This window comes from Leifsonia sp. PS1209 (assembly GCF_012317045.1).
Classification (GTDB): domain Bacteria; phylum Actinomycetota; class Actinomycetes; order Actinomycetales; family Microbacteriaceae; genus Leifsonia.
Genome location: NZ_CP051154.1, coordinates 2,231,831 through 2,255,678, shown reverse-complemented (window position 1 = coordinate 2,255,678; position 23,848 = coordinate 2,231,831). Strand labels below are relative to the sequence as shown.

24 protein-coding genes are annotated in these 23,848 nt (G+C 71.8%); 23 read left to right on the top strand and 1 reads right to left on the bottom strand.

Annotated elements, in window-relative coordinates:
* The first annotated feature begins 14 nt into the window (after positions 1-14).
* The 7 genes from rpoZ to rpe all read left to right on the top strand — a co-directional run bounded on the left by rpoZ (position 15) and on the right by rpe (position 8,207).
* The gene (gene rpoZ, locus HF024_RS10755) at positions 15-272 is read left to right on the top strand and encodes a DNA-directed RNA polymerase subunit omega (RefSeq protein WP_085367736.1); all 258 of its coding nucleotides are present in this window, start codon (positions 15-17) and stop codon (positions 270-272) included.
* Between the two features lie 102 nt (positions 273-374).
* Positions 375-1,733, top strand: coding sequence for a bifunctional phosphopantothenoylcysteine decarboxylase/phosphopantothenate synthase (locus tag HF024_RS10750; protein WP_168690869.1), 1,359 nt, complete (start codon positions 375-377; stop codon positions 1,731-1,733).
* 50 nt (positions 1,734-1,783) lie between these two features.
* Positions 1,784-2,977 carry a methionine adenosyltransferase gene (metK, locus tag HF024_RS10745; RefSeq protein ID WP_168689552.1) on the top strand — a complete coding sequence of 398 codons (1,194 nt, stop codon included), beginning with the start codon at positions 1,784-1,786 and terminating at the stop codon, positions 2,975-2,977.
* Positions 2,978-2,979: 2 nt separating this feature from the next.
* Positions 2,980-5,013 carry a primosomal protein N' gene (locus HF024_RS10740; RefSeq protein WP_168689551.1) on the top strand — a complete coding sequence of 678 codons (2,034 nt, stop codon included), beginning with the start codon at positions 2,980-2,982 and terminating at the stop codon, positions 5,011-5,013.
* Positions 5,014-5,155: 142 nt separating this feature from the next.
* Entirely contained in the window at positions 5,156-6,073 is a 918-nt protein-coding gene (locus HF024_RS10735) for a methionyl-tRNA formyltransferase (RefSeq protein ID WP_168689550.1), read from the top strand.
* Positions 6,070-7,497, top strand: a complete 1,428-nt coding sequence (locus HF024_RS10730; protein WP_168689549.1) for a transcription antitermination factor NusB — start codon at positions 6,070-6,072, stop codon at positions 7,495-7,497. Before HF024_RS10735 ends, HF024_RS10730 begins: the two co-directional genes overlap by 4 nt.
* A gap of 35 nt (positions 7,498-7,532) precedes the next feature.
* The gene (gene rpe / locus HF024_RS10725; RefSeq protein ID WP_085367730.1) at positions 7,533-8,207 is read left to right on the top strand and encodes a ribulose-phosphate 3-epimerase; all 675 of its coding nucleotides are present in this window, start codon (positions 7,533-7,535) and stop codon (positions 8,205-8,207) included.
* On the opposite strand, the gene HF024_RS10720 is transcribed toward rpe, so the two are convergent.
* Positions 8,197-9,429: an aromatic acid/H+ symport family MFS transporter gene (locus HF024_RS10720; RefSeq protein ID WP_168689548.1), complete on the bottom strand. Its 1,233-nt coding sequence runs from the start codon at positions 9,427-9,429 to the stop codon at positions 8,197-8,199. The genes rpe and HF024_RS10720 overlap by 11 nt on opposite strands.
* Positions 9,430-9,589: 160 nt before the next feature.
* Between HF024_RS10720 and HF024_RS10715 the strand changes: the two genes are divergently transcribed.
* The 16 genes from HF024_RS10715 to HF024_RS10640 all read left to right on the top strand — a co-directional run bounded on the left by HF024_RS10715 (position 9,590) and on the right by HF024_RS10640 (position 23,790).
* Complete coding sequence (locus HF024_RS10715) at positions 9,590-10,378, top strand: IclR family transcriptional regulator (RefSeq protein WP_168689547.1); 789 nt, start codon at positions 9,590-9,592, stop codon at positions 10,376-10,378.
* A gap of 43 nt (positions 10,379-10,421) precedes the next feature.
* Complete coding sequence (locus tag HF024_RS10710) at positions 10,422-11,630, top strand: 4-hydroxybenzoate 3-monooxygenase (RefSeq protein WP_168689546.1); 1,209 nt, start codon at positions 10,422-10,424, stop codon at positions 11,628-11,630.
* Between the two features lie 32 nt (positions 11,631-11,662).
* Positions 11,663-12,478 carry a protocatechuate 3,4-dioxygenase subunit beta gene (gene pcaH, locus HF024_RS10705; RefSeq protein WP_168689545.1) on the top strand — a complete coding sequence of 272 codons (816 nt, stop codon included), beginning with the start codon at positions 11,663-11,665 and terminating at the stop codon, positions 12,476-12,478.
* Entirely contained in the window at positions 12,475-13,044 is a 570-nt protein-coding gene (gene pcaG, locus HF024_RS10700) for a protocatechuate 3,4-dioxygenase subunit alpha (protein WP_168689544.1), read from the top strand. Before pcaH ends, pcaG begins: the two co-directional genes overlap by 4 nt.
* The gene (locus HF024_RS10695) at positions 13,041-14,474 is read left to right on the top strand and encodes a lyase family protein (RefSeq protein ID WP_168689543.1); all 1,434 of its coding nucleotides are present in this window, start codon (positions 13,041-13,043) and stop codon (positions 14,472-14,474) included. The genes pcaG and HF024_RS10695 overlap by 4 nt, the downstream gene beginning before the upstream one ends.
* Positions 14,471-15,664: an alpha/beta fold hydrolase gene (locus HF024_RS20030; RefSeq protein WP_085367723.1), complete on the top strand. Its 1,194-nt coding sequence runs from the start codon at positions 14,471-14,473 to the stop codon at positions 15,662-15,664. The genes HF024_RS10695 and HF024_RS20030 overlap by 4 nt, the downstream gene beginning before the upstream one ends.
* 72 nt (positions 15,665-15,736) lie before the next feature.
* A complete protein-coding gene (locus HF024_RS10685; RefSeq protein ID WP_085367722.1) occupies positions 15,737-17,002 on the top strand; it encodes a thiolase family protein in 1,266 nt (421 codons plus the stop codon).
* The gene (locus tag HF024_RS10680; RefSeq protein WP_085367721.1) at positions 16,999-17,667 is read left to right on the top strand and encodes a 3-oxoacid CoA-transferase subunit A; all 669 of its coding nucleotides are present in this window, start codon (positions 16,999-17,001) and stop codon (positions 17,665-17,667) included. The genes HF024_RS10685 and HF024_RS10680 overlap by 4 nt, the downstream gene beginning before the upstream one ends.
* The gene (locus HF024_RS10675) at positions 17,664-18,320 is read left to right on the top strand and encodes a 3-oxoacid CoA-transferase subunit B (protein WP_168689542.1); all 657 of its coding nucleotides are present in this window, start codon (positions 17,664-17,666) and stop codon (positions 18,318-18,320) included. Before HF024_RS10680 ends, HF024_RS10675 begins: the two co-directional genes overlap by 4 nt.
* Before the next feature lie 54 nt (positions 18,321-18,374).
* A complete protein-coding gene (locus HF024_RS10670; RefSeq protein ID WP_168689541.1) occupies positions 18,375-19,214 on the top strand; it encodes an IclR family transcriptional regulator C-terminal domain-containing protein in 840 nt (279 codons plus the stop codon).
* Positions 19,215-19,226: 12 nt separating this feature from the next.
* Positions 19,227-19,490 carry a phosphoribosyl-ATP diphosphatase gene (locus HF024_RS10665; RefSeq protein ID WP_055894116.1) on the top strand — a complete coding sequence of 88 codons (264 nt, stop codon included), beginning with the start codon at positions 19,227-19,229 and terminating at the stop codon, positions 19,488-19,490.
* Positions 19,491-19,538: 48 nt separating this feature from the next.
* Positions 19,539-20,378, top strand: coding sequence for an ATP phosphoribosyltransferase (hisG, locus tag HF024_RS10660; protein ID WP_085367719.1), 840 nt, complete (start codon positions 19,539-19,541; stop codon positions 20,376-20,378).
* Positions 20,378-21,142, top strand: a complete 765-nt coding sequence (gene hisF, locus HF024_RS10655; RefSeq protein WP_085367718.1) for an imidazole glycerol phosphate synthase subunit HisF — start codon at positions 20,378-20,380, stop codon at positions 21,140-21,142. The genes hisG and hisF overlap by 1 nt, the downstream gene beginning before the upstream one ends.
* Entirely contained in the window at positions 21,139-21,519 is a 381-nt protein-coding gene (hisI, locus tag HF024_RS10650) for a phosphoribosyl-AMP cyclohydrolase (protein ID WP_085367717.1), read from the top strand. Before hisF ends, hisI begins: the two co-directional genes overlap by 4 nt.
* The gene (locus HF024_RS10645) at positions 21,516-23,063 is read left to right on the top strand and encodes an anthranilate synthase component I (protein ID WP_168689540.1); all 1,548 of its coding nucleotides are present in this window, start codon (positions 21,516-21,518) and stop codon (positions 23,061-23,063) included. Before hisI ends, HF024_RS10645 begins: the two co-directional genes overlap by 4 nt.
* Positions 23,047-23,790 (top strand): Trp biosynthesis-associated membrane protein, encoded by a 744-nt coding sequence (locus HF024_RS10640; protein WP_168689539.1) that lies wholly within the window; start codon positions 23,047-23,049, stop codon positions 23,788-23,790. The genes HF024_RS10645 and HF024_RS10640 overlap by 17 nt, the downstream gene beginning before the upstream one ends.
* Positions 23,791-23,848: the final 58 nt, after the last annotated feature.

Genomic DNA, 23,848 nt, shown 5'->3' with positions numbered 1-23,848 from the left:
GGAGCAATACACGCATGGCACTCAGCAACAAGGGCATCATCGACCCGCCCATCGACGACGTTCTCGCCAAGGTCGAGTCCAAGTACGCTCTGGTCATCTTCGCCTCCAAGCGCGCACGCCAGATCAACGACTACTACGCCGACCTGCACGAGGGCAGCCTGTTCGACAACGTCGGACCGCTGGTCGACTCGTCGGTCGACGACAAGCCGCTGTCCGTCGCGCTGCACGAGATCAACGAGGACAAGCTCACCATCAAGCCGATCGCCGAATAGCGACGCCCCCGGGCCCTGCGCCCGGTCAGGAGCAGTGCCGTGGGAGAGCCGCGTCGTCAAGGCGATGGCGTCGTTGAAGGGGAGGGCGTCGTGAGCGCACGATTGACCATCGTCGTCGGGGTCACCGGCGGCATCGCCGCGTACAAGGCCGTCGGCGTGATCCGTTCGCTGGTGCTCGAAGGGCACTCGGTGCACGTGGTCGCCACCGAGGCGGCCCTGCGCTTCGTCGGACGCCCGACGCTGGAGGCGATCAGCCGCAACCCGGTGGCGACCGACCTCTACGAGGGCGTCGCCGAGGTGCGGCACGTCGCCATCGGCCAGTCGGCCGACCTGATCGTCATCGCTCCCGCAACGGCCAACACCATCGCCAAGCTCGCGGCGGGTCTCGCCGACGACCTGCTCGGCAACACCGTGCTCGCGAGCACGGCCCCACTCGTCATCGCCCCCGCGATGCACACGGAGATGTGGCGCAACGCCGCCACCGTCGCCAACATCGCCACCCTGCGCTCGCGCGGCGTGACCGTCGTCGGACCGGCGAGCGGTCAGCTCACCGGAGCAGACTCCGGCCCCGGCCGGATGGAGGAGCCCTCCGTGATCGTGCGGGAGGCGCTGGCCGCGGTCGGCGCGCATCCCGAGCGTGCAGCGGCAGGGGATGCAGCGCAGGCAGCAGTGGATGCGTCGGCGCCCGCCACCGAGGCCCCGACAGCCCCCGCTACTCCCGTCGCGGCGTCCGCCTCCGGCGCGGACATCGTCGTGCTCTCCGAGCGCCGCAGGGCCAACGAGGCCGCGCGCCGCCCGCGCGGAGGAGACGACCTCGCCGGAAAGCGCGTCGTCGTCACCGCCGGGGGCACGCGCGAGCCGCTCGACCCCGTGCGCTTCCTCGGCAACCGGTCGAGCGGGCGCCAGGGCGTCGCCGTCGCCAGCGCGGCGCTCGCCCGCGGAGCGGAGGTCGTGCTGATCGCCGCCCACCTCGAGGTCGAGCCGCCGGAGGGCGTGGAGCTGATCGAGGTGCAGACGGCACTCGAACTGCAGGAGGCCGCGACCGAGGCAGCGCGCGCCGCCGACATCGTCGTGATGACCGCCGCCGTCGCCGACTACCGGCCGGCCGAGGTCCGCGACACCAAGATCAAGAAGGCGGTCGCGGGGGAGACCCTCACGCTCGAACTGGTCGCCAACCCGGACATCCTGGCCGGTCTCTCGGCTGCACGGCGCGACGGTCAGGTCATCGTCGGCTTCGCGGCGGAGACGGAGCCCGACCCGTCGGCGCTGATCGAACTCGGCCGCAGCAAGCTCGCGTCGAAGGGCAGCGACTTCCTGGTGATCAATCAGGTGGGCTGGTCGCAGGGCTTCGCAACGGACAGCAATGAAGTCGTGGTCCTCCGCCGGGGCGGGGATATAGTGATGGAGGCCTCGGGGACCAAGTTGTCGGTGGCCGATCGTATTCTCGACGTCATCGCCTGACGAGCATCTCGGGCACCGTCCGAGCAGCCACAATCCGGCTAAGGAGAACAATGGCAGATCTGCGCCTCTTCACGTCCGAATCGGTCACGGAAGGCCACCCGGACAAGATCTGTGACCAGATCTCCGACAGCATCCTGGATGCGCTCCTCACGGTCGACCCGCACAGCCGCGTCGCCGTCGAGACCCTGGTGACCACCGGCCTCGTGCACGTCGCCGGCGAGGTGACCACCAAGGGCTACGTGGAGATCCCCGCCCTGGTGCGCGCCAAGCTCGTGGAGATCGGCTACGACTCCTCCGACGTGAGCTTCGACGGCACCCAGTGCGGCGTGTCCGTGTCGATCGGCGCGCAGTCTCCCGATATCGCCCAGGGTGTCGACGACGCGCTGGAGACGCGCGCGGAGCAGAGCAACGACGACCTCGACCGGCAGGGCGCGGGCGACCAGGGCATCATGTTCGGCTACGCCACCACGGAGACGCCGCAGTACATGCCGCTGCCGATCTGGCTCGCGCACCGCCTCTCCGAGCGTCTCGCGACCGTGCGCAAGGACGGAACGCTCGACTACCTGCGGCCGGACGGCAAGACCCAGGTGACCATCGGCTACGAGGGCATCGTCCCGAAGTCGGTGCAGACCGTCGTGCTCTCCACCCAGCACGCGCCGAGCGTGTCCAACGAGCAGCTGCAGGCCGAGGTGATCGAGGAGATCATCGCCCCCGTGCTGCACGAGGCCGGGCTGGAGTCCGCGCACGTGCGCACCCTCATCAACCCGACCGGCCGGTTCGAGATCGGCGGCCCGAAGGGCGACGCGGGGCTCACCGGCCGCAAGATCATCGTCGACACCTACGGCGGCGCGAGCCGTCACGGCGGAGGCGCGTTCTCCGGCAAGGACCCGTCGAAGGTCGACCGCTCCGCGGCGTACGCCATGCGCTGGGCGGCGAAGAACGCGGTCGCCGCCGGTTTCGCCGACCGGCTCGAACTGCAGATCGCCTACGCGATCGGCAAGGCGGCGCCCGTCGGGCTTTACGTCGAGACGTTCGGCACCGGCCACGTGCCGGAGGACCGCATCATCTCCGCGATCCGCGAGGTGTTCGACCTGCGCCCGGCCGCGATCATCCGCGACCTCGACCTGCTGCGCCCGATCTACGCGAAGACCGCGACGTACGGCCACTTCGGCCGTGAGCTGCCGGACTTCACCTGGGAGCGTCTGGACCGCGTCGACGACCTCCGGTCGGCCGCAGGCCTCTGACGATGGCGGCGGCCGGCCGGGTCGCCCGCATCGTGATCGACTCGGCGCTTCCCCAACTCGATCACCTGTTCGACTACGGCGTGCAGGATGCGCTCGACGCTGACGTGCATCCGGGGGTGCGAGTCAAGGTGCCGCTGCGCACCGGCGCCAGGATGGTGTCCGGGTTCGTGGTGGAGGTGCTGCCGCGCGACCAGATCGACTACGAGGGCGAGCTGACGCCGATCGACCAGGTGGTGTCGACGGCGCGCGTGCTGACACCCGCAGTGTGGGCGCTGGCCAGGAAGCTGGCCGACCGCAGCGCGGGGACGGCGAACGACATCCTGCGCTTCGCGGTGCCCCCGCGGTCGGTGCGCGTGGAGAAGGCGTGGCTGGCTGCCCAGGCGGCGGTGGCCGCGGGCGACCAGCCGGATGCGCCAGGTAGCGCGAGCACTCAGGAGGCGGCGCACCCGCACCCCGCACCCATCGGCGGCTACGGCGACGGCGTGCTGGAGGCGGCCGTCGCTGCGGGGGAGCGGATCGCGCTCCGCACCATCCCCGGCGTCGTCCGCACGCCGGAGGGCGAGTGGGTCGGCCAGTGGGCCGTGACGCTCGCCGGTGCGGCCGTGGCCTGCTGGGCGGCGGGGAAGACCGCGATCATCGCCGTCCCCGACTACCGCGACCTCGACCAGCTCGCCGCGACGCTGCTCGCGCTGGCTCCCGCCGAGGCCGTCGTGCGCGTGGACGGCCGGCAGACAGACTCCGAGCGGTACAAGGCGTTCCTCGGCGCGCTGTCCGGTCCCCGCATCGTGATCGGCAGCCAGTCCGCCGTGTACGCGCCCGCCGACGACCTCGGCCTGCTGATCGTCTGGAACGACGGCGACCCGTTGCACGCGGCCAGGCAGGCTCCGTACATCCACACGCGGGATGCGGCACTCGTGCGGCAGGAGCAGCAGGGCGGCGCGCTCATCCTGGCCGGGCGCATCCGGAGCGTCGAGGCGCAGCGGCTGGTGGAGCTGGGCTGGCTGCGGGCGGTCGACCCGGAGCGCATGGTGTGGCCGAAGGTGATCCTGAGCGCGAACCAGACGGCGGAGGAGCCGGTGGCGCGGGCGGCGCGCATCCCGTCCGTGGCGTGGAAGACCGCGCGCGCGGCGCTCGACGGCGACGAGAAGACGCCGGCGGGGCCGGTGCTGATCCAGGTGGCGAGGCCCGGGTACGCGCCGCAGATCGCCTGCGCGAAGTGTGGGCAGGCCGCGCGCTGCAACCGCTGCACGGGCCCGCTCGGGCAGCGGAGGGCCGGAAGCGTTCCGTCCTGCGGCTGGTGCGGGGCGCTCGCGACCAACTGGCACTGCGACCACTGCGAGCACGACCGGTTCCGGCTGGTCACGCTGGGGTCCGGCCGCACGGCGGAGGAGCTGGGGCGTGCGTTCCCCGGGGTGCGCGTGATCGTGGCGGACGGCGAGCATCCCGTGCAGTCCGTGCCGGATGCGCGCGCCATCGTCGTGGCGACCCGCGGTGCTGAGCCGATCGCCGCGGGCGGGTACCGTGCCGTGCTCCTGCTCGACGGCGAGCGGATGCTGGCGAGGGAGACTCTGGGTGTCGCCGAGGACTGCCTGCGCTGGTGGACGAACGCGGCCGGGCTCGCCGCGCCGGGAGCGCCGACCGTGCTGGTGGGGGTCTCGGGCGGTCTCGCGCGCGACTTCGCCACCGGTCGGGTCGCGGAGTTCGCGCACGCCGAGCTGGTGGACCGCCGCGCCCTGCACTTCCCTCCCGCTGTGCGGCTCGCGTCGATCGCGGGGGCGCCGGACGTGGTGGAGGCGGCGGTCGCCGCCGTCGATCCAGCGCTGCTGATCGACGTGCTCGGCCCGGCGACGGTCGACGACGCCACCGTGCGCGCGATCCTGCGCTTCGAGTACGCGAAAGGGCAGGAGGTCGCGACGGCGGTGCGCGGCGCGATCGTCCGCAACGCGAGCAAGCGGCGCAAGGCTCCGGCGGGCAAGACCGGGTTCCGCCCGGCGCCGACGCTGCGCGTGCAGTTCGACGACCCGGAGATCATCTGACCCCTGTGCCTCCGATCCCTGGCCGTCCGACCCCGGCCGGTAGGATCGACGGTGGCCGCGGAGCTCGCGGCCGACGTTCCCGACCGAAAGAACCCGCTATGCCCCGATTCCCGTCTACGCCGCACCGCACGGAGAACGAGGGATGAGGCTGGTCTTCGCCGGCACCCCGGCGGTCGCCGTCCCCGCGCTGCGGCTCCTGGCCGAGCGGCACGAGGTGGTGGCCGTGCTCACCAGGCGCGACGCGGAGCTGGGGCGCAAGCGCGTGCTCACGCCGTCCCCGGTCGCCGCTGCGGCGGACGAGCTGGGCATCGAGACGATCAAGGCCAACCGGCTCGACGAGACGGTGACGGAGCGCATCCGGAGCCTGGCGCCCGACCTCGGCGTGATCGTGGCGTACGGCGGTCTGGTGCGCGAGCCGCTGCTGTCGACGCCGCGGCTCGGCTGGGTGAACCTGCACTTCTCGCTGCTTCCCGCCTGGCGCGGCGCCGCTCCCGTGCAGCACGCCGTGATCGCCGGAGACGAGGTGACGGGGGCTGCGGTGTTCCAGCTGGTGCCGGAACTGGACGCGGGCGACGTCTTCTCCGAGCTGACCCGCGCGATCGGGGCCGACGAGACGGCGGGCGACGTGCTCGGTGCGCTCTCGCTCTCCGGTGCCGAGCTGCTGGCGGACACGGTGGATGCGCTGGCCGACGGCACGGCAGCCTCCGCGTCGCAGACCGGCGCCGTCACGCTCGCGCCGAAGCTGTCGCTGGCCGACGCGCACCTCGACTTCCACCAGCCGGCGGCCGCGGTCTACGCCAGGCAGCGCGGCGTGACGCCGGAGCCCGGAGCGTTCGCGCTGCTCGGCGACGACCGGTTCAAGGTTCTCGCCGCCCGCCCGGCCCCGGACGCGGACGAATTGGCCCCCGGCGCGGTCGCGCTGCAGGGCAAGCGGGTCGTGGTCGGGACGGGCACGCATCCGCTGGAGCTGGTGACGGTGCAGCCGGCCGGGAAGAAGGCGATGGCTGCCGCCGACTGGTGGCGCGGCCTCTCCGCGGCGAACGGGGTGGTGCTGCGATGAGCGAGCGGAACTGGAACCAGAGCGGCCAGGGCGGTCGCGGCGCGCAGGGTGGCCGCGGAGCGCAGGGTGGCCACGTGCAGCCGGCCCGCAGGGTCGCGTACGACGTGATCGCCGCCGTGCGCGACTCCGACGCGTACGCCAACCTGCTGCTGCCGACGCGCATCGCACGCGCGGGCCTCAACCCGGGCGACGCCGCCCTCGCCACCGAGCTGACGTACGGCACGCTCCGGATGCAGGGATACTACGACCTCGTGATCGCCCGGGCGGCCGGGCGTCCGGTCGACCGCATCGATCCGCCCATCCTGGATGTGCTGCGGCTCGGCGCCCACCAGCTGCTGTCCACGCGGGTGGCGCCGCACGCGGCCGTCAACGAGTCCGTCGCGCTCGCCCGCAGCGTCGGTTCGCGTTCGGCGACCGGGTTCACGAACGGGGTGCTGCGCGAGATCGGCCGGCACAGTCCGGAGGAGTGGCGGCAGCGCATCCTGGCCGACGCGAAAGGCCAGGACCAGGAGCTCTCCGCGCTGACCTCGCATCCGGTGTGGATCGTGCGCGCCTTCCGTCGCGCTCTCGAAGCGGAGGGCAGGGAGACGGAACTCGCCGACCTGCTGAACGCCGACAACGCGGCGCCCAGGGTCAACATGGTCGCGCTTCCCGGGCTCGCAGACCTGCCGGACGACGCGACGGAGGACAGGTTCTCTCCCGTCGGCTTCACCGCGGGCGGCGGGGATCCGCAGGCCAGGGTCGAGGAGGCGGGCGGACGTCTGCGGGTGCAGGACGAGGGATCGCAGCTCGCCGCACTCGCGCTCAGCAGGGCGCGCCCGATCGTGCCGGGTGAGCAGTGGCTCGACCTGTGCGCCGGTCCGGGCGGCAAGGCGGCACTGCTGGCCGCCGAGGCGCGGCTGGGTGGTGCGACGCTCACCGCCAACGAGGTCGTTCCCGCGCGTGCAGAGCTGGTCCGGCGTGCGCTGGCCGCGCTGCCGGAGCCCGTCGAGGTGCTCGAACTGGACGGCACGACCGTCGGAGAGTCCCACCCGGAACAGTTCGACCGCATCCTGCTGGACGCCCCGTGCACCGGGCTCGGTGCGCTGCGCCGCCGGCCGGAGGCGCGGTGGCGCAAGACCCCGCGTGACGTCGCAGAGCTCACCGGGCTCCAGGCGCGGCTGCTCGACGCGGCCATCGCCGCCGCGAAGCCCGGCGGGCTCATCGCCTACGTGACCTGCTCCCCGCACATCGCGGAGACGCGGGGCATCGTCGCGGCGGCGCTGGACGCGCACGACGACGTCGAAGCCGTCGACACGCCGTTCGTGCTGCAGGAGCTCGCGCTGGAGCGCCTCGACCTCGCCGGCGACGGCCTGGCCGCCCAGCTGTGGCCGCACCGCCACGGCACGGACGCGATGTTCATCGCGCTGCTCGCCAAGCGCTGAGCCGGCAGGGGTCGCCGGTTTTGTAGGCTGGAGGCATGCCAGTCCGGATCAACCCCAGCATCCTCGCCGCCGACTTCGTCAACCTGGAGCGTGACCTCGGTCGCATCGCCACTGCCGACCTCGTGCACGTGGATGTGATGGACAACCATTTCGTGCCGAACCTGACGTTCGGTCCGCAGATGGTGGGGCGCATCCAGGATGTGTCCGCGATCCCGCTCGACGTGCACCTGATGATCGACGACCCGGAGCGCTGGGCGCCGGGATACGCGGAGCTCGGCGCGTTCTCCGTCACCTTCCACGCCGAGGCGGCCACCGAGCCGGTCACGCTCGCCAGGCGCCTGCGCGAGATCGGCGCGCGGGCGGGGATCGCGCTCAAGCCGGGAACGCCGGTCGACGACTACCTCGACCTGCTGCCCGAGTTCGACCAGGTGCTGGTGATGACCGTCGAGCCCGGCTTCGGCGGCCAGTCGTTCATGCCGGAGACCATGCCCAAGCTCGCCAGGCTGCGCGCGGCGGTGGATGCGACGGGCGCCGACGTGTGGCTGCAGGTCGACGGCGGGATCACCGAGGAGACCATCGCCGTCGCCGCCGAGAACGGTGCGGACACCTTCGTGGCGGGATCGAGCGTGTTCAAGGCGGAGAACACCGAGCGGCAGATCGCGCTGCTCCGTGAGACGGCCGCGCGCCACAGTCACCCGGTCAGCCGCTGACGACGACCGGCGCCCCCTCCCGTCGGCGGATCACGGCCGGCACGGTCGCGATGCTCGCCACCGAGATCAGCGCGGCGACGGCGAACACGTAGAAGCCGCCCGGATACGCCAGGTCGAGCGTCACGAGCACCCCGGTGATGGCCGGTCCGGCGATGGCGCCGATGCGCCCGATGCCCGCGGCGAAGCCGAGCGCCGTGCCGCGCACCTCCGGAGGGTAGAGCTGGCTGACGAACGCGTAGACGAGCACCTGCGCGGAGAACACGAAGACGCCGGTGACGAAGATCGCCGCGTACAGCAGCACGACCTCGTCCATCCGGATGCTCAGCAGCGCGAGGAACACCGCGGCGAGGAAGAACCAGACCAGGGTGACGCGCTTGGTGCCGTTGCGGTCGGCGAGCGTTCCGGCGAGCACGAGCCCGGCGACGGCGCCCAGGTTGAGGACGAGCAGCAGGCCGAGCGCGTCCCCGGTGTCGTAGCCGGCGACCTTCATGAGCTGCGGAAGCCAGGTGTTGAGGCCGTAGACCAGCAGCAGCCCCATGAACGACGCCGTCCAGATGCCGATGCTGGCGAGCAGGTACGGCCGCCGGACGAGGACACCGACGGTCCCCGCCGGCCGGGCTGCTCCGTCCGCACGACGGGCGAGGACGGCTGCCGACTCCGGCAGCGTGAACCAGAGCAGGGGAAGCACCACGAGCCCGGCGAGGCCGCCGACCAGGAACATCAGCTGCCAGTTCGGCACGATCGCGAGGGCGAGCAGCGCGGTGAGGACGGCGCCCGCGTGGTAGCCGGTCATCGTCAGCGTCGTCGAGCGCCCGGTGCGGGTGGACCCGGCGAACTCGCCCACGTAGGCGAGCACGGTCGGGATGCACGCCCCGAGCCCCAGCCCGGCGAGCAGTCGCAGGGCGCCGAAGACGAACACGTTCGGCGCGGCGACGACCGCGATCGTGAACACCGAGAACAGGGCGACGCAGGTGATCAGCGTCGCGCGCCTGCCGTAGCGGTCGGTGAGCGGGCCCACGGCGAGCGCGCCGATCCCGACCCCGACGAGCCCCGCTGTGGCCACGGCCGTCGCGCCGCCGGGGTCGAACCCGAGCGCGCCCGTACTGATCAGGGTCGGGATGACCGTGCCGAGGACGACGAGGTCGAAGCCGTCGAGCGCCACCACGATCCAGCAGAGGATGACGGGCCAGACGCGGGCGGTGGACGGGGGTGAGCTCGTCATCGGAGCCTCCTTGCTGTGATGCGGGGTGGTACTGGTGGTGCGTGGTGCTGCGGTTCGTGCGTCACGGCGACGCGATGGCCAAACAGATGTTCGCCAGGCGCACGCTCGTGCGCCACCAGAACGCACCGTAGCATGGTGGGACGCGCAGGAAGGAGTCGACGTGGCCAATTCGCCGTCGGGGGAGTCGCTGATCACGCGGCTCGTCCGCATCCTGAGCACGCTCGACTCCGGGCACCCGCCGATGAACGCGACCGCCATCGCCCGGCTCGCCGACCTCCCGGTGGCGACCGTGCACCGGCTGGTCGCCGAGCTGAGCGCGATCGGCTGGCTGGTGAAGGACGAGCAGGGCAGGATCGGCCTGGGCCTCGACCTCTGGGAGCTCGCCCACCGTGCCCGCTCGCCGTACACGCACCTGCTCACGATCGCGCGCCCCGCCATGCAGGAGGTGCAGCGGGTGGTCGGGCAGAACACCCAGCTCGGCGTGCTCACCGCGGACGGCGACGAGGTGCTCTACCTCGAGTGCTACGCGGGCGAGGGGTCGGTGGAGAACGCGGCGACGACGGCGACCCGGCTTCCCGCATACCGGTCGTCGGCCGGGCACGCGATCGTCGCGTTCGCCGACCGCGCGGTGCGGGAGGGCTTCATCGCGGACTGGGAGCAGAGTCTGCCCGGCCTCCGGCACCGGCTGGCCGGGGTGCGCACGAGCGGCCACGCCGTCGTGGAGGGGATGATGCATCCGGACACCGCCGGGGTCTCCGTGCCGGTGCGCGAGCCAGGGCTCGAGGTGGTGGCGGCGCTCAGCGTGGTCGTGCCGCGGGACCTCGCCGTGATCGCCGCGGTGATCGGGCCGCTGACCGAGGGTGCTGAGCGGATCACCGCAGCGCTGCGGGTCGACGCGCTCGCCGTTCTCAATGAACGAGAAGGGCGCTCCGCCGCTCGGCCGTCCTGACAAACTGACCGCACTCGTCAGAACCATCAGGAGGAGTGCAGCTATGGCAGCGCGCAAAGAATCGACCAGGGTCGCGATCGTCGGCGGTGGCCCGGCCGGTCTGATGCTCTCGCACCTCCTCGCGAGAGACGGCATCGACAGCGTCGTCGTCGAGCGGCGCACACGGGCCGAGATTCACGCGACGGTGCGTGCGGGCATCCTGGAACCCGGCAGCGTCCGGATGCTGGTGGAGTCCGGCGCCTCCCGACGCGTGCTGGAGAAGGGCGACAGGCACGACGGCATCGAACTGCGCATCGACGGCGACGGCCACCGGATCGACTTCCAGGACCTCGTCGGCCAGTCGGCGTGGCTCTACCCGCAGACCGACGTGTTCGCCGACCTCGCCGACGCCCGCGAACGCGACGGCGGCGACGTGCGCTACGCGGTGCAGGACGTGACGGTGGTAGGGGTGACGGACGCGCATCCGCTCGTCGTGTTCACCGAGGACGACGGTTCTGCCGTCGAGCTGAGCTGCGACGTGGTGATCGGCGCCGACGGCTCGCGCAGCGCCTGCCGCAAGCTGATCCCGGATGCGCAGCGCCGCAGCTACTTCCGTGAGTACCCATTCGCGTGGTTCGGCATCCTCACTGAGGCGCCGCACAGCGCGGAGGAGCTCATCTACGCCGCATCGGACCGCGGCTTCGCGCTCATCAGCCAGCGCAGCGAGACCGTTCAGCGCATGTACTTCCAGTGCGACCCCGGCGAGGACGCCGACCAGTGGAGTGACGCACGCATCTGGGACGAGCTGCAGAGCCGCGTCGCAGGCAACGGCTTCTCCCTCGCCGAGGGACCGATCACCGACCGCGTCGTACTCCCATTCCGCAGCTTCGTCTGCGAACCACTCAGGCACGGTTCGCTGTTCCTCGCGGGCGACGCCGGACACACCGTGCCTCCGACGGGCGCCAAGGGGCTGAACCTGGCGCTCGCCGACGTGGGAGTGCTGCACGAGGCGCTGGCCGAACTGCTGCTCGGCGGGAGCGCGTCCGGCGTGGACAGCTACAGCGACCGTGCTCTGGCCAGGGTGTGGAAGAGCCAGCACTTCTCGTACTGGATGACGACGCTCCTGCACGAGCAGCCGGGCGCGAGCGATTTCGACAGGCGCAGGCAACGCGGCGAGCTGGAGTCCATCGCCTCCTCCCGCGCAGGCTCGGCGTTCCTCGCGGAAGGCTACACCGGCTGGCAGCATGCCGCCGTCGCGCAGCCCGTCGCCTGACCAGCAACACCCTCCTCCACGAAAGGACGCCGATGTCACCCACGACCCCACCCACGACGCCACCCACCCCACCGAACCCGCTCCGGCCGCAGTCGGAGCTGAGCGCGGAGATCCAGGCCATCCACGCCGCATACGCGGACGGGCGGGCGGCAGGCACGCCCGAGGAGCGCGGCACGCGGCGTGACTTCCCGCCGTACCGCAGCTCCCTGCTGCGCCATCCGACCAAAGACCTCCGGCACACCGACCCGGAGACCATCGAGCTGTGGTCGCCCGCGTTCGGCCACCGGGATGTGCACCCGCTCGAGGCCGACCTCACCATCCAGCACAACGGGGAGCCCCTCGGCGAGCGGATGGTCGTGACCGGCCGGGTGCTCGACGGGGACGGCAGACCGGTGCGCGGCCAGCTGGTGGAGATCTGGCAGGCCAACTCCGCCGGGCGATACATCCACAAGCGCGACCAGCACCCCGCCCCGCTCGACCCCAACTTCACCGGGGTGGGACGCTGCATCACGGGGGCGGACGGCAGCTACCGCTTCACGACGATCAAGCCGGGCCCGTACCCCTGGAAGAACCACCACAACGCGTGGCGTCCGGCCCACATCCACTTCTCCCTGTTCGGCACGGACTTCACCCAGCGGATGATCACGCAGATGTACTTCCCCGGCGATCCGCTGTTCGCCCTCGACCCGATCTACCAGTCGATCGTCGACCAGGGGGCGCGCGACCGGCTCGTCGCCCGGTACGACCACGCCGTCACGACGCACGAGTGGGCGACCGGGTACAGCTGGGACATCGTGCTCAGCGGCTCGGGGCGTACCTGGATGGAACCAGAAGGAGACGACGAATGAGCACAGCGCTCGCCCCCACGCCCGGCCAGACCGTCGGCCCGTTCTACGGCTACGCCCTCCCGTTCGCCGGCGATTCCGAGCTCACCCCGCCGGGGGCGGCAGGCACCATCCGGCTGCACGGCACGGTCACCGACGGAGCGGGCGTGCCCGTGCAGGACGCCATCCTCGAACTCTGGCAGGCCGACGAGCACGGAGCAGTGCCCCGCGCCACCGGCTCCCTCCGCCGGGACGGCCACACCTTCACCGGATGGGGGCGAGCGGCCACCGACGACGACGGCCACTACACCTTCAGCACCCGCACACCCGGACCGACCGAGCAGGGCGCGCCCGCCTTCTTCGCCGTGCTGGTATTCGCCAGAGGACTCCTCGACAAGCTGCACACCCGCGCATACCTCCCCGACGACGAGACGGCGCTCGCCGCAGACGCCTTCCTCGCCGCGCTGCCGGAGGACAGGCGAGGCACGCTGATCGCCGAGCGGGAGCCGGACGGCTCGCTGCTGTTCGACATCCGGTTGCAGGGCGACGACGAGACCGTGTTCATCGACTTCGGCGGCGACCGGCGATGACCGACGGAGACGTCGGCATCCTCGATCCGGCGGTAGCGGCATCCGGTGGCGCGGCGCTCTGCACGGACCTGGCCGTGGTGCAGGCCATGCTGGACACCGAGTTCGCCTGGGCGCAGGTGCTGGTCGAGCACGGCATCGGCGACGCGGCCTGGCTGCCGGTCATCGAGGATGCCTGCGCCGTCGAGCGGTATGACCTGGCCGCCATCGCCGCGGACGCGGCGGGCGGGGGCAACGCGCTCATCCCGCTGCTCGCGCGGCTCAGGGCGACGACGGCCGAGCGGTCGCCGGAGGCCGCGGCGTTCCTGCACCTCGGGGCGACCAGTCAGGACATCGTCGACACGGCGCTGCTGCTGGTCGCCACTCGGACGCTCACTGCGACCGCGTCCGCTCTGGATGCGACGGCCGACGCCCTGGTGACCTTGGTGGGCGAGCACCGGTCGACGCTGATGGTCGCGCGGACGCTCGCGCAGCACTCGCTGCCGTCCACCTTCGCCCTCAAGGCGGCGCACTGGCTGGCCGGGATCACGGCAGCGCGGAGCCGGCTGAGCGCGCTGCTTCCGACGCTCCCGCTGCAGTGGGGTGGCGCGGCGGGCACGCTGGCGTCGCTCGACACCCTGCGCGGCGTGGACACGCTCGCCCTGGTGGATGCTCTGGCCGCACGCCTCGGGCTGGCCGCGCCGGTCGCGCCCTGGCAGACGAACCGGTGGCCGGTGCTGCGCGCCGGAGGAGCGGCGGCCGAGGCGGTGGCGGCGTGCGCGGTGATCGGCGCGGACGTCGCACTCCTCAGCCGTCCGGAGTTCGGAGAACTGTCCGAGCCGCGCGCCGACGGCCGCGGGGTGTCGTCCGCGATGCCGCAGAAACAGAACCCGGTGCTCTCCGTCCTGCTCAAGCGGGAGGGGCTGCGGGTCGGGCTCGACCTCGGCGCGCTGACCGCCGCCGCCGCCGCGACCGTGGACGAACGCTCGGACGGCGGCTGGCACGCCGAGTGGACGCCGCTGCGGTCGCTCGTGCGCTCGGCGGCGGTGTCTGCGGAACTCGCGGCCGAACTGGCCGGCGGACTGGGCGTGCATCCGGAGCGGATGCGGCAGAACCTCGGGCTGGCCGGTCCCGTGCTGTTGAGCGAGCGGGTCGTGGCCGTGCTCGGCCGGGCTCTCGCCGACCGGGGCGACCACGACGGTCCGCGTGACGTGCGGGCGGCGATGACCGCAGCACGGGATGCGGCCACCGGCGACACCGGCGACACCGGCGCCATCGAGCGTTCCCTGCTCGCTACGCTCGGGGCGGACCGGCTCGCCGCCGCGCTCGGCGGCACGACGCTGAGCGACCTGCTCGATCCGGCGGGCTACCTCGGCAGGGCCGACGACTTCTGCGTCAGGATCGTGGCGGAGGCGACCACACGGACACCCCTCGGCAAGGAGCCACGCGCATGAGCGTTCCCACCATCGTCCTCACCGCCCTCGCACAGCGGGCAGGTGACCCCGCCACGCCCGTGCTGGTGCTCGGGCCGTCGCTCGGAACGTCGGTCAGCGCCGTCTGGGCGCCGGCCGTGCCGTACCTGGCCGAACGCTACACCGTGATCGGCTGGGATCTGCCCGGTCACGGGCGCAGTCCCCGGCCGGATGCGCCGTTCACGCTGGCCGAACTCGCCTTCGGTGTGCGGGCGACGCTCGACGCGGCGCGTGCCGCCGGCGACCTCGGTGACGGCGCGCTGTTCGCCGCGGGGGTGTCGCTCGGCGGCATCACGACGCTGCGCCTGGCCCTGGATGCGCCCGCCCTGTTCTCCGGGATCGGACTCGTCTGCTCCGGCGCGAGGATCGGCGAACCGGGCGCGTGGCGGGCGCGGGCGGAGACGGTGCGTGCGCAGGGCACGCCGACCATGCTGGCCGGGTCGGCACAACGCTGGTTCGCGCCCGGCTTCCTGGAACGGGAGCCCGAGGTGTCCAGCCGCCTGCTGCACTCGCTGTCCGATGCGGACAAGGACGGATACGCTGCGTGCTGCGACGCGCTGGCGGAAGCCGACCTGGTGGACGAGCTGCCGCGCATCCCGGTGCCGGTGGTGGCGATCGCGGGGGAGCACGACGGGGTCGTGACCGGTGAGGACGCGTGGATCGTGGCCAGCGGTGTCGCTGCGGGCTCCGCCGAGTGGGTGCCGGGTGCCGGGCATCTCGCGTCGGCCGAGCGGCCCGAGCGCGTGGCCGAGATCCTGATGCGGCACTTCGCGCGGGCTGCCGACAGCGCGGTCAGCGACAGCTACGGGGCCGGGATGCGCGTGCGCCGCCAGGTGCTCGGCGCCGAGCACGTCGACCGGGCCACCGCGCGCAGCGCCGGAGCGGTGGACGAGGACTTCCAGGAGCTGATCACCCGGTACGCCTGGGGTTCGATCTGGACCAGGCCCGGCCTGCCGCGCACGATGCGCAGCGCCATCACCCTCACGGCGCTGATCGCGGGCGGGCACTGGGAGGAGTTCGAGCTGCACCTGCACGCTGCGCTGCGGAACGGGCTGACCGTCGCCGAGATCCGCGAGGTGATCATGCAGAGCGCCGTGTACTGCGGCGTCCCCGCGGCCAATCACGCGTTCTCCATCGCCCGCGGCATCCTGGCGTCCGACAGCGCGCGGTAGGATGTTCACCAGACGCACGCCTGTACGCACAGCGAACATGGCGCGCAGCAACACGCAGTGAAGGAGACCCCGGTGCAGCACGCATACCTCTACGACGCGGTGCGGACGCCGTTCGGCCGGTTCGGCGGCGGGCTCGCCGCGATCAGGCCGGACGACCTGGCCGCGGCGGTGGTCTCCGGGATCGTCGAGCGGAGCCCGGCTCTCGACCCGGAGCGGATCGACGGCGTCGTGTTCGGCAACGCGAACGGCGCCGGCGAGGAGAACCGCAACGTGGCGAGGATGGCGACCCTGCTCGCCGGGCTGCCCACGAGCATCCCCGGCACGACGGTCAACCGGCTCTGCGGCTCGTCGCTCGACGCGGCGATGATGGCGAGCAGGGAGATCGAGGTGGGCGACGTCGACCTGCTCGTCGTCGGCGGCGTCGAGTCGATGACGCGTGCGCCGTGGGTGCTGCCGAAGACCGAGCGCCCGTATCCCGCGGGCGACCTGGGCCTCGCCTCCACCACGCTCGGCTGGCGGCTGGTGAACCCGGCCATGCCGGCGGAGTGGACGGTTTCGCTCGGCGAGGCCACGGAGATCCTGCGCGAGAAGTGCGGTGTGACGCGCGAGCGGCAGGACGCGTTCGCCGCGCGCTCGCACCGGCTTGCGGACGCCGCCTGGCGCGCAGGACGATACGACGACCAGGTGCTCGGGATGGACGGGATCGCGCTGGAACGCGACGAGAGCATCCGGCCGGGGAGCACGGTCGAGGTGCTCGCCGGGCTGAAGACGGTGTTCCGGCCGGCGGGGGACACCGCGGAGGGCGGCACGGTGACGGCGGGCAACGCGTCTCCGCTCACCGACGGAGCAGGCGCACTGCTCGTCGGCTCGGAGGCCGCGGCCGACCGGCTCGGCCGGGCACCGCTCGCGCGCGTCGCCGGGCGAGGAGCGTGGGCGAACGAACCGCAGCTGTTCGGCTTCGCTCCCGTCGAGGCGGCGAACCGTGCGTTGAAGCGCGCGGGCATCACCTGGGCGGAGGTGGGCGCCGTCGAGCTGAACGAGGCGTTCGCCGCGCAGTCGCTCGCCTGCCTGGACGCGTGGCCCATCGAACTCGCCATCGTCAACGCCTGGGGCGGCGCCATCGCCATCGGCCACCCGCTCGGCGCGACGGGCACCCGTCTGCTCGGGACGCTCGCCGCGCGGCTGGTCGCCGAGAACCAGCGCTGGGGCGTCGCGGCCCTGTGCATCGGCGTCGGCCAGGGACTCGCGATCGTGCTCGAGAACGTGAGCGGAACAGCCGTCAGCACCACCGCAGTCAGCACCACCGCCGTCAGCACCACGCCGGGAGACGCAGCATGACCACCATCACCGACAGCGCGCTGGAGGCCGTGTCGTGCATCCAGGACGGCGCGACGGTGCTCATCGGCGGCTTCGGCAAGGCCGGGCAGCCGGTCGAGCTGATCGACGCGCTCCTCGAACACGGTGCGACCGACCTGACGGTCGTCAACAACAACGCGGGTAACGGCGACGAAGGTCTCGCCGCGCTGATCGGGGCGCGCCGGGTGCGGAAGATCATCTGCTCCTTCCCCCGCCAGTCCGACTCGCACCGCTTCGACGAGGAGTACCGCGCGGGCAGGATCGAGCTGGAACTCGTCCCACAGGGCAACCTCGCCGAGCGCATCCGGGCGGCGGGTGCGGGCATCGGCGGCTTCTTCACACCGACCGGCTACGGCACCAGCCTCGCCGACGGCAAGGAGACCAGGATGCTCGGCGGCGTCGGCCAGGTGTTCGAGCTGCCCATCCACGGCGACGTCGCGCTCATCACCGCGCGCACGGCCGATCGGCAGGGCAACCTCGTCTACCGCAAGACGGCCAGGAACTTCGGCCCGATCATGGCGACCGCGGCGGCGACCACGATCGCCCAGGTCGGCGGCGTCGTGCCGACCGGCGCCATCGATCCGGAGACCGTGGTCACCCCGAGCATCTTCGTCAACATCGTGGTCGACCTGAAGGAGTCGCTGTGAACGCACCACTGACCAGGGCTGAGCTGGCCGAGCGCGTGGCCGCCGACATCCCGCCCGGATCGTTCGTGAACCTCGGGATCGGCCAGCCCACGCTCGTCTCTGACTACTTCGCACCAGGCCAGGACGTGATCCTGCACACCGAGAATGGGATGCTCGGCATGGGCCGCCAGGCGGTCGGCGAGGAGATCGACGACGACCTGATCAACGCCGGCAAGATCCCGGTGACCGAGCTGCCCGGCGCGTCGTATTTCCACCACGCGGACTCGTTCGCGATCATGCGCGGCGGCCACCTCGACGTGTGCGTGCTCGGCGCGTTCCAGGTGTCCGCCTCGGGCGACCTGGCCAACTGGCACACCGGGGAGCCGGACGCGATCCCGGCCGTCGGAGGGGCGATGGACCTGGCGACCGGCGCCAAGCAGATCTTCATCATGATGAACCTGTTCGGCAAAGACGGCAGGAGCAAGCTGGTTCCCGTCTGCGACTACCCGGTCACGGGCATCGGATGCGTCAGCCGGGTGTACACCGACGTCGCCGTGTTCGAGCTGGCGGACGGGCGGGTCACGGTGACCGACACCTTCGGCGTGACCGTCACTGAACTACAATCGAGGCTCGATGTCCCGCTCGACGTCGCGCCCGGACTCGCCGGGACCTGAGCAGGGGCGTCGCAGGGCACGGAAGGGGAGCCAGTGGCGCAGGCGGAGAAGTCAGTGGACGATCCGTCCGCGAAGCCGGCGGAGGTCGGCGACGACCACTTCGTGCAGTCGCTCGCGCGCGGGCTCGCGGCCATCCGCGCCTTCGACGCCGACGACCCGGCCATGACGCTCAGCGAGGTGGCCAGGAAGACCGGGATGAGCCGCGCGGCGGCCCGGCGCTTCCTGCTGACCCTGATCGACCTCGGCTACCTGCGCACGGACGGCCGCGAGTTCCAGCTCACGGCCAAGGTCCTGGAACTCGGATACGCGTACCTCTCCGGCCAGTCCCTCCCTCGGCTCGCCACTCCGGTGCTGGAGGAGCTCTCCGCCGAACTGGGGGAGAGCGTCTCGATGGCCGTGCTCGACGGCACGGACATCGTCTACGTCGCCCGGGTGCACACGCGCAGGATCATGTCGGTCTCCATCGCGGTCGGCACCCGGTTCCCCGCGTACGCGACCTCGATGGGACGCGTGCTACTCGCCGGGCTCACCGAGACACAGATCGGCGCCGTGCTCGCCCGCAGCGACCTCCGGAAGCTGACCCCCAGGACCACGACGGATCCGGCGGCGCTCCTGGATGCGATCCTGGCCGTCGCGCGGGACGGCTGGGCGTCCGTCGACCAGGAGCTGGAACCCGGCCTGCGGTCCATCGCGGTGCCGGTGCGCAACCCCGCGGGCGCCGTCGTGGCCGCGATCAACGTGTCGCTCTCAGCCGGGCTGCTGCCCCCGGAGGACGACGTGGAGCGCACCACGCGCATCCGGAGTGCACTGCTGTCCGCGGCCGATCGGCTGCTCGACATCCAGCGGACCGTCGCCGTTCCGCCGCCGATGTCCGGCGGGCCGTTCGCAAGCTAGTAGCCTGTAGTGGTGAAAACCTTCGACGACCTCTTCGCCGAGCTCAGCGAGAAGGCCGCGACCCGCCCGGAGGGTTCCGGCACGGTTCGTGAGCTGGATGCTGGCGTGCACGCCATCGGAAAGAAGATCGTGGAGGAGGCGGCCGAGGTCTGGATGGCCGCCGAATACCAGTCGGACGAAGAGACGGCCGAGGAGATCTCGCAGCTGCTCTACCACCTCCAGGTGCTGCTCATCGCGAAGGGCCTCAGCCCCGCGGACGTGTACCGACATCTGTGACCGGTACACCCGCGTCCTGATCGTCCCCCTGTACACGAAAGACCACCCATGCTGAAGATCGCCGTTCCCAACAAAGGCTCCCTCTCCGAGACCGCGGCGCAGATGCTGCACGAGGCCGGATACGTCGGCCGCCGCGACCCCAAAGAGCTGATCGTCACCGACGCCCGCAACGACGTCGAGTTCTTCTACCTGCGCCCGCGCGACATCGCGACGTACGTCGGCTCCGGCGCGCTCGACGTCGGCATCACCGGCCGTGACCTGCTGCTCGACTCGGGCTCCACGGCCGGCGAGATCGCCTCGCTCGACTTCGCAGCGTCCACCTTCCGGTTCGCGGGCCCCACCGGCTCGTTCTCCGCGCTGGCCGACCTCGACGGCAAGCGCGTCGCCACCAGCTATCCGGGACTCGTCGGGGCGTTCCTCGCCGAGAACGGGATCGCCTCCACCCTCATCAAGCTCGACGGCGCCGTGGAGTCCGCCGTGCGTCTCGGCGTCGCTGACGCGGTGGCCGACGTGGTCGAGACCGGCACGACGCTGCGCAAGCAGGGCCTGGAGATCTTCGGCCCGGTCATCCTCGAGTCGGAGGCCGTGCTGATCTCCTCCGCGTCGCCCGCGGCCGGCGTCGACACGCTGCTGCGCAGGCTGCAGGGCGTCATGGTCGCCCGCCAGTACGTGCTCATCGACTACAACCTGCCCGCCGTGCTGCTCGACAGGGCGGTCGCCCTCACGCCCGGCGTCGAGTCGCCGACCGTGTCCCCGCTCGGGGAGCCGGACTGGCTGGCCGTGCGCGTGATGATCAAGCGCGACCAGGTCAACCACATCATGGATGCGCTCTACGAGCTGGGAGCGCGTGCCATCCTCGTCACGTCGATCCACGCTGCGCGGATCTGATGTCCGTCGCCGTCCGGGTCATCCCGTGCCTCGATGTGGCAGACGGCCGCGTCGTCAAGGGCGTCAACTTCCAGAACCTGCGTGACGCGGGCGATCCTGTCGCGCTCGCGCGCCGGTACTACGAGCAGGGGGCGGACGAGCTGACCTTCCTCGACGTCACGGCGACGGTCGACAACCGTTCGACCACCTACGACGTGGTGCGCGCGACGGCCGAGCAGGTCTTCATCCCGCTCACCGTCGGCGGCGGCGTGCGCAGCCCGGAGGACGTCTCCCGCCTGCTCGCCAGCGGGGCGGACAAGGTGGGCGTGAACTCCGCCGCCATCGCCCGGCCCGAGCTGGTGGCCGAGATCGCCGACCGGTTCGGCGCGCAGGTGCTCGTGCTCTCGCTCGACGTCAAGCGGTCGGCGGCGACCGCATCCGGATTCGTGGTCACCACGCACGGCGGCCGGACGGAGACCGACCTCGACGCCCTGGAGTGGGCCGAGCGCGCGATCGGGCTGGGGGCCGGCGAGCTGCTGGTCAACTCGATCGACGCCGACGGCACCAAGGAGGGCTTCGACACCGAACTCATCCGGTTGATGCGCGGCATCAGCAGTGTTCCCGTCATCGCCTCCGGCGGTGCTGGGAAGGTCGCAGACTTCGTTCCAGCCATCGAGGCGGGGGCGGATGCGGTACTCGCCGCGAGCGTGTTCCACTCCGGTGAGATGACGATCGGCGATGTGAAGGACGAACTCGTCCGCGCCGGGTTGGAGATCAGGGCATGACCGCAGCAGACCCCGCCATCATCGAGCGCGTCGCCTTCAACGGTGACGGCCTGGTCCCGGCGATCATCCAGCAGTGGGACACCAAAGAGGTCCTGATGATGGGCTGGATGGACGCGGAGGCGCTCAGCCGCACGCTCACCGAGGGGCGCGTCACCTTCTGGTCGCGCTCCCGCCAGGAGTACTGGCGCAAGGGGGACACGTCCGGGCACGCACAGTACGTCAAGGGCGCTGCGCTCGACTGCGACGGAGACACCCTGCTGGTGACTGTCGAGCAGATCGGCGCCGCCTGCCACACTGGAACCCGCACCTGCTTCGACGCCGACCAGCTCACACCCGTGGTCGGCCACGTCGAGGCGAGCCCCACGGAGGATTCGTGATCGACACCGTCACCAGCTCCACCACCCGCGACGCGTTCGCGCGGCTGCTCGACGACCACAGGGTCGTCCCGGTCGTGCGCGAGCTGTTCGCGGACGGAGAGACCCCTGTCGGCATCTACCGCAAGCTCGCGGACGGACGCCCTGGCACCTTTCTGCTCGAATCGGCGGAGCAGGGCGGCATCTGGTCGCGGTTCTCGTTCGTCGGCGTCTCCTCGTTCGGCGTGCTCACCCAGCAGGGGGATGCGGTCCGCTGGCTCGACTACGGCATCCCGGCGGAGCGGGCCATCGGCTCCACCGCCGACCTGCCGCCGCTGGAAGCCCTCGCCGCGCTGTACGCGCGGTGGCAGACGCCGCGCATCCCCGGCCTGCCCCCGCTGACCGGGGGACTGGTCGGCTTCATCGGCTGGGAGGCGATCCGCCAGATCGAGCGGCTGCCGCACCAGCCGCCCGCGGACTACGACATGCCCGGTCAGGCCCTCGCGTTCTGCTCCGACCTGGTCGTGATCGACCACCGGTACGGCACCGTGCAGCTGATCGCCACCGTGCTCAACGACGGCGTCGACGACGCGGACACGATGTGGGAGGCCGCCCAGCAGCGGCTCGACGCGATGCAGGCCGGTCTCGCCCGGCCGTCGGAGGCGTGGCTCGCCCAGGTCGACCTGGGCACGCCCGCGCATCCGGTGTCGCGCACGGCGAAGGACGACTTCCTGGCCGCCGTGGTGACCGCGAAAGAGCGGATCGTCGACGGCGACATCTTCCAGGTGGTCATCTCCCAGCGCTTCGAGCTGGACTGCGAGGCCGCGCCGCTCGACGTGTACCGCGTGCTGCGCTCGCTCAACCCGAGCCCGTACATGTACCTCCTGGCGCTCGAACGGCCGGACGGCGGGGAGTACTCCATCGTCGGGTCGTCCCCGGAGGCGCTGGTCAAGGTGCAGGATGGGCGCGCGTTCACGCATCCCATCGCCGGGTCCCGACCGCGCGGAGCCTCGCCGGAGGAGGACCTCGACCTGGAGACCTCGCTGCTCGCCGACGACAAGGAGCGCGCCGAGCACCTGATGCTGGTCGACCTGGCCCGCAACGACTTGCTCAAGGTCTGTGCGGCCGGTTCCGTCGAGGTGACGGAGTTCATGCGCGTCGAGCGGTTCAGCCACATCATGCACATCGTGTCGAGCGTCGAGGGCGACGTGCTGCCGGACAAGACGGCGGTGGATGTGTTCCGCGCCACCTTCCCGGCCGGCACCCTCTCCGGCGCCCCGAAGCCGAGGGCGCTGGAGATCATCGACGAGCTGGAACCGGCGCAGCGCGGTGTGTACGGCGGCGTGATCGGCTACTTCGGGTTCTCCGGGGACGCCGATCTCGCCATCGCCATCCGCACGGCGACCATCATGGACGGCGTCGCCCGCGTGCAGGCCGGAGGCGGCCTGGTGGCGGACTCCGTGCCGCAGAGCGAGTTCGAGGAGTCGCAGAACAAGGCGGCTGCCCCGCTGCGCGCGGTCGCCGTGGCGAACGCGATGAGGCGGGTGACCGGTGAGCGAGCAGTCTGAGCCCGTCGTCGAGCGTCCCGTCTCCCGCAGGGCCAAGTACCTGACGCTGCTGGCGCTGCTGGTCGGCAGCGGCCTCGCCCTGCTCGCATCCACGCAGACCTGGTTCACGGTGCACCTCACCGACGTCGCGGAGCACACCACGACGCTCGCGGTGCCCGGGTCAGCGGCTGCGCCGGCGCTCACCGCGCTCTCGCTGGCCGGGCTGGCCCTCGCGGCCGCGCTGGCCATCGCCGGTCCGGCGTTCCGCATCGTCCTCGCGCTGCTCGGGCTGCTGCTCGGCGCCTCCGTGCTCATCTCCTCGATCAGCGCGCTGGCGGACGCCCTCCGCGCCTCGACGGCGACGATCACCACGGCCACAGGCGTCGCGGGGTCCGCGTCGATCGCACGCCTGGTCGACACGGTCGCCGCCGAGTTCTGGCCGGGCGTCGCCGTGGCGGGCGGGGTGGTGCTTGTACTCGCCAGCGCGGCCGTCGTCGTCACGAACCGGCTCTGGCCGGGCTCGTCGCGCAAGTACCAGACGCGCTTCGAGGACGAGGACGGCACGACGCTCCTCCTCGACCACGACGCGGAGGCCGAGGGCGCCGAAGACGGCGCGACCGTCTCCGAAGACGCGGAGGCGCGTGCCGCCGCGGACGGAGAGACCCCATCCGGTGCAGCGGCCATCGACAAGGACACCGCCATCGACAGCTGGGACGACCTCAGCCGTGGCGAAGACCCCACCCGCTGACCCACCGCTAGACTTGAACAGCACCACCCCGATCCATCGTGCGCGACGTTGAGCGCCG